The sequence below is a fragment of the Microcoleus sp. N9_B4 genome (assembly GCF_036701635.1).
In the GTDB taxonomy this organism is placed as follows: domain Bacteria; phylum Cyanobacteriota; class Cyanobacteriia; order Cyanobacteriales; family Microcoleaceae; genus Microcoleus.
Window position 1 is genome coordinate 51,018 of record NZ_JAUBRC010000034.1, and the last position, 14,226, is coordinate 65,243.

Annotated in this window: 6 protein-coding genes; 2 read left to right on the top strand and 4 right to left on the bottom strand. The window is 45.2% G+C overall.

The annotated features are described in order from the left end of the window. The first annotated feature begins 33 nt into the window (after nucleotides 1-33). Complete coding sequence (locus tag QUA43_RS21400) at nucleotides 34-1,446, top strand: hypothetical protein (protein ID WP_333376303.1); 1,413 nt, start codon at nucleotides 34-36, stop codon at nucleotides 1,444-1,446. A gap of 225 nt (nucleotides 1,447-1,671) precedes the next feature. Here QUA43_RS21400 and QUA43_RS21405 read toward each other — a convergent pair whose 3' ends face one another. Beyond that, entirely contained in the window at nucleotides 1,672-4,215 is a 2,544-nt protein-coding gene (locus QUA43_RS21405) for a protein kinase domain-containing protein (protein ID WP_333376305.1), read from the bottom strand. Next, nucleotides 4,209-4,655, bottom strand: a complete 447-nt coding sequence (locus QUA43_RS21410; RefSeq protein ID WP_333376307.1) for a hypothetical protein — start codon at nucleotides 4,653-4,655, stop codon at nucleotides 4,209-4,211. The genes QUA43_RS21405 and QUA43_RS21410 overlap by 7 nt, the downstream gene beginning before the upstream one ends. Nucleotides 4,656-4,986: 331 nt before the next feature. Between QUA43_RS21410 and QUA43_RS21415 the strand changes: the two genes are divergently transcribed. Beyond that, the gene (locus tag QUA43_RS21415) at nucleotides 4,987-6,231 is read left to right on the top strand and encodes a glycosyltransferase family 2 protein (protein WP_333376308.1); all 1,245 of its coding nucleotides are present in this window, start codon (nucleotides 4,987-4,989) and stop codon (nucleotides 6,229-6,231) included. 225 nt (nucleotides 6,232-6,456) lie between these two features. On the opposite strand, the gene QUA43_RS21420 is transcribed toward QUA43_RS21415, so the two are convergent. Both QUA43_RS21420 and QUA43_RS21425 read right to left on the bottom strand, forming a co-directional pair. After that, complete coding sequence (locus tag QUA43_RS21420) at nucleotides 6,457-8,730, bottom strand: FdhF/YdeP family oxidoreductase (protein WP_333376310.1); 2,274 nt, start codon at nucleotides 8,728-8,730, stop codon at nucleotides 6,457-6,459. Between the two features lie 248 nt (nucleotides 8,731-8,978). After that, the gene (locus QUA43_RS21425) at nucleotides 8,979-14,162 is read right to left on the bottom strand and encodes an nSTAND1 domain-containing NTPase (RefSeq protein ID WP_333376312.1); all 5,184 of its coding nucleotides are present in this window, start codon (nucleotides 14,160-14,162) and stop codon (nucleotides 8,979-8,981) included. Nucleotides 14,163-14,226 lie beyond the last annotated feature (64 nt).

Here is a 14,226-nt window from a genome sequence, read left to right on the forward strand (position 1 = left end):
ATCTGCCTTTTTGAATGGAAACTGAGCCACAACATGGATTATATATTCACCCCTGCAACTCAGGCGCGACTCAATAGTGGCAACCTTGTACAGCCTGCTACCAAAACAGGAAAATTGCTCCCTGCGGCTAGAGATTCGGTGACAGGGGAGTTTGTGGAGCTGGCAAAAATCTTTTATCAATCAACAACTGGAACTAGCTCCTCGCGCGGAGTTCTAGGATTGCTCGCACAGTTAGCCGGAGGTGGCCCCATACAGCCGCTGGTAGCTCCCGTGTACGTGACACTGGCGCCGTTGCAGGTGGCTCAAACTCATCAGGGGTTTCAAAAAATATACAGAATGCTTAACTGTCTGAAAATTAATTTGGCAGTGATGCAAGCGACTACTGCTGTCATTGGTATTGGCGCTGTATCGAGCACAGTTTTGTCAGCAGTAAACCTCAACCAAGTATTAAAAATCCGAGAAGAGGCAAAGCACCAGAAGCTAAAAATTAAAGACGGATTTATTGATCTCAGACACATCCTCAAAGATAGGGGAGTAGAGGTGATCCAGCAGATTTTTAAGGTGGCTCACAACTCTAGTTTTGAAATGCACCGCCAGAAACTGGTTAACGGTTATGAGATTTTTTCTAAAGCTATCAAACGCTGTCAGTCAGCCCTGACAGTTCCCGATCTTAAACTTCGGAATTCCGAAATTAATAGCGGGCGGGATATGCTGTTTGAGGCTTTAAAAATTTATGATAATCCTAGTTTGTTGGAGGGGCTGTCTTCTGCTGGACAGCTCAGGCAAATGGAATGTGTTTGGGCGATCGAGCAGGCGATCGGGGTCACGTTTCACTTGCAGCGGGCCTACGATATGGTGAGCGATCGCCTGCTGGAACTCCAATCAAAAATTTGTCAAAATCTTCTAACTGTTGTTAAAGGATGTCAATCCGAACCAGAACTAGATTTTTTATTTCCCGAAGTTACTAGGATTCTCGGTCATGATTTAAGTGTAATAGAATTTTGGCAAAATGAGGTTGATTGGATGCAAACTTTGTCTCCAAAAGAGCAGCACCAGTTAGCTAGTTTAGATAAACTCACCGGCGAGAGTGTAAAAAGCAGCGTGTACACTACATTCGCGGTATTAGCTGCGGAACCTTCACTTTATGAAAGTTTAAAGCAAAAGTCTCACTTTCTATCCTTGCGCGACCAGCTAACCTTCGCTGTGTCGCCGGAAATCCGCCGGGGATACGAATTTTATGTCAGCCAGCAGGCGATCGCTACTGGCTATCAAGCTTTAGCTGCCTCGAATTGGCAAGAAATATCCGATTTAACTGTGGCTAACCTCTACCACTTTTTTCAAATCCGAGAGGAATCAACTGAAAAGTCTCCAACTGAGGACGAATTAGAAACGCCTTATTGGCACTTTCCCAAAACCTTAAAAAACGAGCTGAATTACAGCAATTAAATGACCAATGACTAATGGATACTGTTGACTGTTGACTGTTGACTGACTTCTTCAGTCGTAGATACAACTTTTCAATTGTTACACTATCTGTAATAGTAAGGTGTGCACTGCCCACCCTACAAGTATAGTCTGTGCGTCAAGGACTATTTTTCCTTCTTCCTTCTATCCTTTACATCCGTTACATCCGTTACATAATCCGTTGCCGAACTTCCTTCTTCCTTCTGATTACCTCAACCACAACTTAATAGTATTGTCTTTAGAACCGCTAGCAATAGTTTTGCCATCGGGACTAAAAGTCACCACATAAACCTCATCAGAATGTCCCGTCAAAGTATTCAGCAATTCTCCTGTAGCAAAATCCCAAACTTTAATAGTTTTATCCTTGCTCCCGCTGGCAATAAACTTCCCATCCGGGCTGATAGCAACCGAGACAATATCGTCAGAATGTCCCTTGATAGAGCGAATTAAATCTCCTGTTTCGATATTCCAGATTTTAATACTTTCATCGTAGGAACCGCTAACAATTGTCTTGCCGTCTGGGCTAACAGCAACCGACCTCACCGCGTCGCCGTGTCCCTCAAGAGTTTTGAGCAACGCCCCTGTTGCGACATCCACAACTGTAATTTTTTTATCCTTAGAAGCGCTAACCAAACTTTTTCCATCTGGAGTGAAAGCAACAGAATAAACAAAATCTGTATGGTCTGGAAAACTCTGAATCAAACGGCCAGTTGCTGCATCCGAAATCTTTGTGGTTTTGTCTCCACTGCCACTAGCCACAAGCTGTCCGTCGGGGCCCAGAGCGACAGACCAAACAGAAGCAGTGTGGTCGAGACTGCGAATCACTTGCCCTGTTTTCAAATCCCACAGCATGACTCGCCAAAAACCGGTGCCAGTCGCCAGTTTCGTACCGTTTGAGTCAAAAGCAACCGACCAAATAGTGGAGGAATCTCCTGGAAAAGTGCGGATCGACTTGCCTGTAGCTAAATCCCAAATTTGGATGGTTTTGTCTTTAGAACCGCTGGCTAACATTAAGCCGTCTGGACTGAAAGCAACAGACCCAACTGCATCGGAATGCTGAGCAAAATTTTTGACTTTGGCGTTCTTCCACCGCAAACCGGCTTGGCACTGTTCTTGTAACTCCTGAGCGGACGAATAGCTGCTGGAAGTGTCGGCAATTGTTGGTATTTGGCTGATGCAGCTTTCATAATTGCTGGCTTTATAAAGACCTTCAATTTGATTGATCTGTTGGGATTCTTTCTGGACTCGCTGCTGCCATTCTTGCCACCTGAGATATCCGTAAACTCCGCCGATCGCAGCTAAGATAGCCGCAATTGTTGCCCCGGCAAGATAAGGATTGAATTTGCGAGTTTCTTTGGGGACAAGTGCTGCTGCGCTGCCGATCCTCTCCGTTGGCGTAGCCCCCGTAGGGGCGGGCTGCGCTAACGATAAATCGGTTTTTCCGTTCAGATTTACCTGCGAGGATACCGCCGGACTTGCCGGCAATTCGAGGTGAGGGATGCTACTCGCTGGTGGCGGATTGGGGTTGCGGTGTCCCTCCAAAACTGTGGATATCGCCTTGTACAATTTAGCAAATAAAGATTTAGGAATGACTAATTCTTCGATTTTGGCGGCATCTTCGTCGGTAAGCCCTAAAACTTGCTGCAAGCGTTTTAACTCGTCGCGAGTTTCCAGAGAAAAGGGATATTCTTGCTGCATTGCTTCTTGCAGCGATTGTTCGTAGCGTTCGCCTTTTTCCCTGTATTTCCGGTAAGGGTTCAATACCTCATCTTCGATCGCCTCTGCTTCTTCTGGCAGCAATTCCAAACTGACGCGCAGTTCATCTAATATTCTACGACCGACGACGGTAATATCACCCCGGCTGCTGCTGCGCCGATCGACTTCTTCGCGATATATTGTTAGCTTGGGAATCCGCGCCCGCGAGCGATCGCCAATTTTCCTCAAATCGGCTAAAGCTTCCGCCGCCGACTGGTACCTCTCCCGAAAATCGTAGCGCACCATATTATCCAAAACATCGGCCAGCGCTTGGGAACAGGTGGCTAAATGCCGCCAAACAATTTCGCCTTTATTAGAATTTTTCAAATCCCGCAGTTTCGGCAAATCGTAAGCCGGCAAACCCGTCATTGCTTGGATGCCAATCATTCCCAAAGCGTAGATATCGCTGTTGAGTTGCGGGTTGTATTGAAATTGTTCGATCGGCATATATTCCAGAGTGCCAATCCGCACAGTTACCGGCGCTTGTCTTTGAGCGATGTGAATTTCTTTCACCGAGCCAAAGTCAATCAAAACTAACTTGTTGTCGGAATAGCGGCGGATTAAATTTCCCGGTTTAATATCTCGGTGAATTACTCCTTGTCCGTGTACAAACACTAAAATTTCTAACAGTTCCTTCAGCAAAGGAATCATTTTTTCTTCAGTTAGAGGCTTGCCCGGTACAATCTCGGTTGATAGCGAGTGACCGGCAACAAAGGATTCAACTAAGAAAAATTCTTCATTTTCTTCAAAATAAGCGAATAGCTGAGGAATTTGGTCGTGTTGACCGAGCTTTTCTAGAACTTCTGCTTCTTTTTGAAAAAGACGGCGCGTAGTATTAATTAATTTCGGTTCGGTAGTACCGGGACGCAGATGCTTGACAAAGCACTGCGGTTCTCCCGGACGACGAATATCTTTGGCAAGATAGGTTTGTCCAAATTCTCCTGTTTCTATGACTTCAATGATTTGATAGCGTCCATCTAAAAGTTGGCTCACCATGATAATAACGCAGCCTTTTTTTGGTTGATTTTCGCAAGAAACAGTTGCACTGTTGAGTCAGTTGTATAGCCTTTTTCAGGTAAATTAGGTGTTCCTGGGCATTGGCAAAACAGGGCATTGGGCATTGGCAAAACAGGCCATTGGCAAAACAGGGCATTGGGCATTGGCAAAACAGGGCATTGGGTATTCGGAATAGTTGTTTCTTTCCTTATTCTTTCTTTCCTTATTCTTTCTTTCCTTCTTCCTTCTTCCCTCTTCCTTCTTCCCTCTTCCTTCTTTCCTTCTGACTTCTGACTTCTGACTTCTAACTGAGATATTGCACAATTCTCCATTACTTGTTTAGGAACAGGCAAGATGCCTGTTCCACAAGAAAAATCATTCTTTGTGGAACGGGCATCTTGCCCGTTCTTGACAATGGTGCAACATCTCAGTTCTGACATACTTTATCTTTTCAACATCTGCAAAGCTTGATATCCCAAAAAGAAAAAACCCAAAGCGCCGAGTACCGCTATCGTGTTCGCAAACACATCGACTGTAAAAAATTCGCCCATTGCAATATCCTCTGAAAACTGATATCTATCCTCGGCTTTTCGGTCGCTGTCTGGGTGAGGGGTCTTGCCCCTCGCTGCGGGCGAGCCGAAAGATGCTCACAAATTATAGCAAAAGAGGCGGTCAAAATAACTTTTCGGGCGATCGACTAGCTTTTTGTTTTAATATTTTTTAATATTTAGGGAGACAAATCCTGTACCGAAATTTTGAGGTCAGTTCGCTTTGATATTGTTAACCCTGCTAATTTTTTCTCTGATTGTAAGTAGAGCTTACACTAAGAATTTGCGCCGATCGGTCAAAAATGCGCCTCGAACCGACAGAAGTTCCGCGAGGCCCTCACCGGAACCCGCCGCGCAGTTCCCTAAAGTTTCGGTAATCGTACCAGCATACAACGAGGCAGAGAATATTCGGGATTGCGCGATCACCATTTTGGAGAGTACACCGCTGTCTGTGGAAAACTTAGAGGTTTTAATTGTAGACGATCGATCGACAGACGAGACGTTAGCGATCGGGCAAACCCTGCAACAGCATCTCAACGACCCCCGGCTTAAAATATTAGCAGGTCAGCCGCGACCAACCAACCAATATTGGGCGGGCAAAAACTGGGCCTGCGCCCAAGCTGTTCAAATAGCAACCGGAGACTTCTTATTATTTATCGATGCCGACGTGCGACTCAAACCGGGGGCGATCGAAACCGCTATCGCCACAGCCGAAACCGAGAAAATAGACTTGTTCACCTGTATGCCAGCGCTGGTTTGTGAGTGTTTGGCCGAGTGGTTAGTGCAGCCGATAATGTTCAATCACCTAGCAGTTTGCTACGACTTTACCGCCGTCAACGATCCCTCGAAAACAGACAGTGCTTTCGCGGGCGGGCCATTCATGTTATTTAGGCGATCGGGCTACGAAAAAATAGGCGGTCACGAAGCAGTTGCAAGCGTTATTGTTGAAGATGTGGCATTAGCTAGACGCATCAAACGTGCGGGTTTAAAGCTCGGACTTTATTCCGGGTCAAATTTGGCATCCGTGCGGATGTATCGGTCTTGGAACGCATTGTGGGAAGGCTGGACAAAGAATTTGTATCTCGGCGCTAACCGCAGTTGGGGGTTGATGGTTTACATGGCTGCAATTATGTTTTTTCTTTATCCTATGCCCTGGTTGGCATTAGCTATTTTGCTGGGAAACGGGGAGTTTGCAGAAATTCTGACAATCACCAATTACCAATTACCAATTACCAATTACCAATTACCAATTACCTTGTTAACTATCTGTTTATCCGTAATCGTAATTTGGCAGCATTACAATTTGCGACGTTTGGGTGCCGAGATTTCCGACTGTCCGACGAAATACTGGTGGTTGGGAGGTTTCGGAGGTGCGTTAGTGGCGGCGATTGCGATCGGTTCTGCGATTAAAACTGAAACCGGTTGGGGATGGACTTGGCGCGGTAGAACTTTGCAAATTAAGAGTTAATTAAGACTTGCATATGGGCAGGCAAGATGCCCACCCACAAAAAAGTAACTCCTTGTGGAACAGGCATCTTGCCTGTTCTTAAGAATAGTGTAATTTGTGGAACAGGCATCTTGCCTGTTCTTAAGAATAGTGTAATTTGTAGAACAGGCATCTTGCCTGTTCTTAAGAATGGTGTAATTTGTAGAACAGGCATCTTGCCTGTTCTTAAGAATGGTGTAAAATATTCTATACTTCCGCGTATACAAAAGCAGGTACGCGCTTGTAAGCAGGCGTGCCCGATCGCTTTTCAATCTCCGGGTGAAAAATCACATTAACTTCAGGATAAAACATCAAAGCAGCACCCTCACGAACCGCCCCATAAATCACCTCGACATTTTCCATTTTCCCCACATTTCCCTGCACCGTAACCCGCTGATGTTCTTGAAAACCCGTGCTTTCTGCATCCGCACGATTCATCAAAATGCAGTTGCGGTGCGGCATTCCCCGGTACTTGTCATCAATTTTGTAAACCACAGTATTGTGCTGAGAATAGCTGCGTCCCGTCATCAATGCCAGAACAATACCCTGTGCTGATTCCGATACTCCAAACTCTTTCGCTTCCGGTAATTTCAGCTTAGGTAAAGGCGTGACAAACATCTTCGCTTTCCCAGACTCTGTAGGAAATTTAGGTTCTGTAAAAATGCGACCGCCGATGGTAAATTCCTCTTTTGTTTTATCAATTGTCCCTAATTTTTCATAGCCCGGAATAGTTTGAGCAATTAGTTGGCGCACGTATTTTGTGTCTTGAAGTAGGCGCCAATGAACCGGAAACTCGCCGTGAATTCTGCTAGCTAATTCCGTCAAGAATTCTACCTCTGAAATCAGATCGGCATTTTTGAGATGAGTTTCGCCCTCATCATTTAAACGCACAAAATTATTCCCAGATTCCACCGTTGTTTTGTGGGGGTTTTCAAAGCGATTCAGCACAGGAATCACAATTGTATTGTGCTTTGCCAATCCGTGAAAATGCCCTAAATTAGGTTTGGTTGCGAGGTAGATAACGGTTTCAACATTGGCTAAAGCGCGTTTTGCCTGGGTTGAATCTGGATTTGCCCCATACAAGTTACCGCCCAGACATATCAGCGTATCGACTTTGCCTGCATCTGCTGCTTCAATGAGCGATCGAGTGTCGTAGCCTTTAACAGGACTGAGGGGACGATTCAATAACTTTTCTAAAGCTTGTTGAATTTCTTTTTTCAGCTTCACAGTGACGCCCATAGAGCCGAATCCTTGGACGTTTGAGTGTCCTCTAACGGGCATTAATCCCGCCCCTTCTTTGCCGACATTTCCTGTAATTAAGGCAGTATTTGCAATGCTGAAAACGTTATCTACACCGTTATCGTGTTGGGTAATTCCCATCGCCCAACCAAAGACAACTCGCTGGGACGTGCCGATAATTTTGGCGGCTGCCTCAAGTTCGGATTGGGAAACTCCGCAGGTTTTAGTAATAGTTTCCCAATCGGTTTCGCGGGCGTGCTGTACTACTGCTTCCCAGCCTTCTGTATAAGCTTGCAAGTATTTTTCGTCCAGCAATCCTTGTTCGATTATAGACTTTTGAATGCCGACAAATAGTGCCGTGTCGCTACCGGGAATTGGTTGCAAGTATAGCGAGGAAATCTCGGAACCGGGGATGAGCGATTTGACAGGAAATGCCGGAGAACCAAACTTGACTAATCCGATTTCCATCACCGGATTGATTACAATTATTTTACCGCCTTTGTCGCGAATTTTAATTAATTCGTTCATGAAGCGGGGATGGTTGTAGGCAGAATTCGCACCCGCGAGCACGACGCAATCTGCTTGTTTTAAGTTTTCTAGACTCACTACCGAGGTGCGGGTGGCAAACATTTCGCTTAACCCGGTTGTCGAGGGAGCGTGGCAGAGATCGGAACAATCTGCTAAGTTATTGGAACCCATCGCCCGCATCATCAATTGCAGCAGAAAAGCCGCTTCGTTGGAAGAGCGGCCGGAACTGTAAGATGCCACTCGTTCGGGAGTTTTGCGAAACGCAGCTTCGGCAATTTGATAAACTTCTTGCCAAGAAATGCGATCGTAATGAGATGAACCAGCCCGCAAAATCATCGGAAAACTCAGCCTTCCCAACCTATCGGCTTCCATTGAAGTTAATTGCTGAAGTTCTGCAATACTCTTCTTTTCAAAAAATTGAGTTGAGATAGCCGGCTTGATTTCAGCGGAGATTGCTTCGACGCTTTTCATGCAGCGCTGAAGTTTTTCGCCCTCTTCATTCGTAAAACCTCCTTTCTGCCCGCCAGTGCCCCAAGAACAGGACAAACAAGCACTTTTGTGCAGCAAAGTTTTCCAAAGTTTCGATCCTTCCGGGGACAATGTATGTTTTGCCCAATATTCTATTACGGGCAAACCGCCACCTATCTCTGGTGTTTCCTCGTTTGTCTCGTTGAATGGCGGGATTGGTTGGACATTTTGGGAGTTGACATCCATGTGGTTTACCTTTTGTTTGAATTGCGGATTGATGTGCTGTTAAGTTTATTAGTCTAATTTACTGCAAATTTACAACACAAAAAATTAGTCAATAGATAGATGTTTTAAGAATACCCGGCGGTTTCAACCGCCGTCTTATCTTGCAAAAGTCCTTTTTTTTAATTAAATTTTCGGGCGGGCTAGAAGCCCACCCCACAAGAAAAAATAATTTTTGTGGGATGGGCTTCTAGCCCGTCCTAGCTTAAGGTTTACTTCCTCTTATTTAACGCCTGTTTCCCAAACCCAAGACAAAGCAGCCGATCGCCCTCAGCAACATTCGGGTCATTCTGCAAATAATCTCCCAACCATTCGCAACTCCGAGCAATGATTTTATTCAGTTCCAAATTCTCTACAGGCCACAAAATTACACTTCTATCCCTGCTAGCAAAAGCCAGAGTTTGGCTGTCAGAACTAAAAGTAACGCTCAACACGCGATCGCTCGATTCCAAAGTCTTCGATAGCAGCGCCTTCTTGCCATCAAAATCCCACAGCTTAACAGTATTTCCCCCACTCGCCGCCGCAATCAGTTTGCCGTCGGGACTAAAACTCACGCTTTCTACAGTATCGCTGTGGTCGAGTTTTTCATTGAGATTAACTGCCTTTCCATCAAACCCCCACAAGTAAACTTTTTTGTCAGCGCAAGCAGCAGCAATAGTCTTCCCGTCGGGACTAAAACTAACATTTTTAACGCTGTTCTCGTGGTCGAGAGTTTTCATGATTTTCGCAGACGAACCGTTAAATTGCCAGAGGTAAACTCTCTTTTCTCCGGTAATTTCAAAAGCCTTTTTCTTCCCGCTTGCATTGTCCTCAGCAGCGGTAGCAGTAGCAATAGTTTTGCCGTCGGGACTGAAGCTAACGCTAATTACTGGATTGCTGTGATCGAGTTTTGCAAACAAAGTTGCTTTAGCACCGTTCCAGCGCCAGAGGTACAATTTGCGATCGGCACTTGCGGCGGCAATTATCTTTCCGTCTGGACTAAAACTTACGCTTCTCACAATGCCGCTGTGGCTGAGAGTATCTAACAGTTTGCCGTTTAAACTCCAGACTTTCACGGTTTTGTCATCGCTGGCAGAAGCAACTGTTTTATCATCAGGCGAAATGCTCACCCAGGTAACAGAATCCGTGTGACCTTCTAAGGTTTTGAATAAACTGCCGTCAGCGTGCCAAAGTCTCACGGTTTTGTCGCCGCTAGCAGAAGCAATTGTTTTGCTGTCAGCGCTAAAACTGACTTTGTAAACCCAGTCTCCGTGTCCTGATAAAATCTTATTCAGCGGAGTGCTGTCCGGTTTCCAAATTTTCACTATTTTGTCCTTACTTGCGGAAGCAATAGTGCCGTCCCCGCTGAAACTTACGGCCCTTACGTCGTCTTGATGTCCTCGAAAAGTGTTGAGCAAAGTGCCGCTGCGACTCCAAACTTTCACCGTATCGTCGGCGCTGCCGGTGACAATTTGTTTGCCGTCGCGACTGAAACTCGCGCTGACAACTTCATCGTTGTGTCCTTTGAGAGTTCTGATTTCCTCACCGTTTCGGTTCCAAATTTTGGCTGTGGTGTCGGCACTTGCCGAGACGAGTTCTAGACTGTTTGGACTGAACTTAATGCTGTAAACAATGTCAGAATGTTTGGTGAGTGTTTTGGGATTAATTCTAAATTTCTGCGTTTTATTTTCTCGGTTCCAAAGTTTGACAGTTTTGTCAACACTTGCTGAGGCAATTGTTTGACCGTCGGGACTGAAACTGACGCCGAGTACCCAGTCTTTGTGCCCGGTTAAGGTTTGCAGCAGTTGTTTGTTGGCAAGGTTCCAGATTTTGACGGTGTTGTCGTGACTGGCGGAAGCTAGGGTTTTACCGTCGGGACTGAAACTGACGCTGGTGACGATATCGCGGTGGCCGGATAAAATCCCTATCGCACTTTTGTCGTTATCTACTTGCCAAATTCTAATTGTGCGATCGGCACAACCAGTAGCGATCGTTTTCCCATCGGGACTAAAACTAACACTCGTCACGCTATCTGGGTGATTGAAAGTTTTTAATAACTTACCTTCTTTAGTCCACAATTTAACAGTTTTGTCAGCACTTGCCGAAGCAACTGAATTGCCGTCGGGACTGACACTCACATCCAAAACAAACTTGCTGTGCTGCTCGAAACGGTTGCGTTCTTGCACCCCGGAAACTGCTTGTCTGAGTCTTTCAGCAATTTGATTTTTAGTGTCCACAGGCAGCGCTGTACTTTTCAGAGAATCACGACCAATTTTGATACTATTTCCCAACACTCCTAATTGGTTTTTTTCATTAGAAAGCACCAAAGCTTCCGACGCCGAATTTAGGGCATCAGTCCGACTGGTTTCTGCTTCTTGCCGTGCGATTTCTGCTAATTTTGCTTGCTCGAATGCCATCCCCGAAACACCTGCGAGTACAAGCACTCCTAGAACCGCCGCCCGCAATTGCCATCTCCGAGATTGGTAAAGTTGAGCTTCCGCTTCGTGCTGTTTCTCTCTAGCTTCCGACAGCAAAGCATCTTGCTCTCTGTCTTTGCGAATTTGTTCAATTTCATCTCGGTTAATTTGGTTTTGCTTTCGCAGTTCCTCAAATTCTGCCTTTTGATCTAATTCCTGCTGCTGGCGAATAAAGCTAACTAAATAATCGTGAACGAGCTGATAAAGCTCTGCCGGCAGTTCCGTCCATCGAAAAACTAAACCAGAGTTTACTAACAGTTCTAAGACTAAATCTAATTTGTCAGCTTCAGCAAATGTCGCTAAATTTGAAACTAATTCGGCGCGGGTTTTTAGGGGACGAATTTGCTCTTCATCTGTGAGCAAATACAATACTCGGCGCGCCGCTACTTCATTTTCTGGGCCGCAATCTTTGATGACTTCTTCGAGAAAATTTTCGACTAATTTTTGTTGCGGATTGTTGCCAAGTTCCTGATATTGAGTTAAAGTTCTAATGTTCTCTTGTTGCAGTTGAGCGCCGACAAGTTGTAGTTCGATCGGGCGGACTTCTCCCAATTCTCCAGCTAAATCTTTGACTAATTCTTCGATCAGCTCCGGTTCTAAGTAAAACTGCGCTCGCTCAGTTAAAGTGCGAATTACCGATCGCGCATCGATCAGGGAAAAATTTCCCAAATAAAACAGGATGTTTTTGCTGAGAATGTCCTCCAAAATATCGTTATTAACGAATCCTGTCTGGTTTTTGGGTCGGGAAAATTCCAGCAAATAGTGCAGGTAATCTTCCCGCAAACACAGGACGACTTTTAAATATTTGATTTTCAAGCATTCCCGCAAAAAATCAAAAAATATTTGTCTTTCCGCTGGCTCTTTCCATACAAAAAAGAATTCTTCAAATTGGTCAAATATCAGAACTGTCACTAAATGTTCGGAATTTCTTTGCAGCTCCTTGATAATGTTTTCGTATTCAATCGCCTGTTGTTGTATGATTAATTCTACTGGCTGTGACTGCTCCTTTTGATCCTGATTATTCCCAGTCGCTCCACCATGAAATCCCGAAATAAGATTTCCCTTGACTGCACCTGCTTCTACGGTCAAATCTACCGGAGCAGTTTCTGGTACTGCTTCGGCAATTTCCGGATCGAATATCTCAGCTTTCCCAGCAGATAACTGTCTGGTAAATTCCCGCGGCCAGTTGTTGTAAACTTGCAGCACTACGGGCAAAACAGTCCGCATTTCTATTTTTTTTTGTTTGAGAGCTGGTACTAATCCTCCCGTGACTATTGAACTTTTGCCAACTCCAGACTGACCGTAAATTACTGTCAGTTTGTCGGGGGTATTGTTCATCCTATATATCAAGCGGTTGAGGTCTTCCTCTCTGCCGGAAGCTGTAATTTCGTCAGCAATAGTAGCAGCGCCGGCAATAGTTTCGGCGACGGAATTAACTGCTTCTCTGTGCGGCTGCAACTTTCCGGCTCCAATAAAAGCTCGGAACCGATACGTGTGTTCCACCGCTCGATAATCTTGCTTAATTTGAAATGCTTCGAGATATTCTCCCCGCTGAAAATAGAGCGATCGCAGCATTTCTAAAACTCGCAAATACAGTTGCGGGTTGTAGCAAGGTTCGGTTTCCAAGCGAGCAAGCTCTAAATGTGCGATCGCCTCCTGCACCTCACCCAACTGACTTTGGGCCTCTGCTAAAATTAACAGATACAAGCCTAGATGCTGCGACTTTACAGGGGTTCCCTGTCCCGTCGCTTCTAAATTTGAGTTGAGAACGTCTAGAGCGATTAAAGCCCATTCTTTCGCCCCTTGCCAGTTCTTTTGCTCTAAGGCTACTCTCGCCAAAAAGCCGTAATCTTGAGCCAAATTAACTGCTGAATTTTCCATGTTTTCATGTAACCTCCGAGCTTTGATAGCTAAATTCCAGAGTGCATCCCAATCTTCTAAATGCTGCAATACTTCGCCAAGTTGATTGATGAATATACCAACGGCATCCGGCCGTCCCGCGCGTTCTAAAACATCAATACATTCCTGAAAATAATTCTTAGCTTCCGTCCAGTAAGGACGGTTGCCACTGCGGTGTTGTTCTGCTTGGAAGCGGTAGCAAAGACCGATGTGGAATAGGAGAATTCCCTCTAACACTGGTGCAGGGTGAACGGTAAATAACAAATCGCTAAATTCTGTTTTGTGTCCAATAAATGCTACTTGATACTTCCAAAAACTCAGACTTTTTTGATACAACTCAATAGCCGCAGGGATGCGCTGACAAGCATATTCGTGCCTACCGCGAATAAATTGCAAACTCGCTTCAATAGCTGGTTCTAATCTGATATTGCAAGTTTGCAAGTCTTGGCTAGCCGACTCTAGTTCACTCAAAGAATTGGCTCCGAGAATGGCAGAATTAGTTAAACGCCAATTGCCACTTTCTAAAATGTTGGAAAAAATGCGATCGGCACTTTTGCCCAAAAAATCCACCAAGTCGTCGGGGCCAATCACAAATTCAACACTTGTCGTCCAAGTTTCGATATCTGTTACTAACCGAATCAGTTTTTTTAAGATTTTGTCCGTCACCCACAGCACCACCGGAAAGGGAAAATTATTCCGAAATTCTTCCCTCACGTAGTTGGTAGAAGTTAGCACCCGATCGATCGCACTTACCGATTCCAATCCAAACACCATTAAAGCTGCCGGATGGCTGCAGGAAACTTTGGTTTCTATCGTCGTGTAAAGAGTTTTAACAGATGGGGGGAGGACAATTTCTCGAATCTCGATACCAGACTCCTCCCGCAATTGCCGTACAGTTTCCTCTCTCATAGCACTGTAATTGCACCGCACCAAAATCAGCGAAAATTGCCCCTGAGACATTCTCAGAGTCCGGGAGAGAGTTTGCAGCGAACTTTTGTTTTGCTGTGCTGCGGTGTCTTGCTGGCAGTGCGAATTAATCATAATTAATATTTGAAAAATTTTCTCAGGATAGATGCTGTCAACTGCCGAAAAAAGGAAGTTCGGC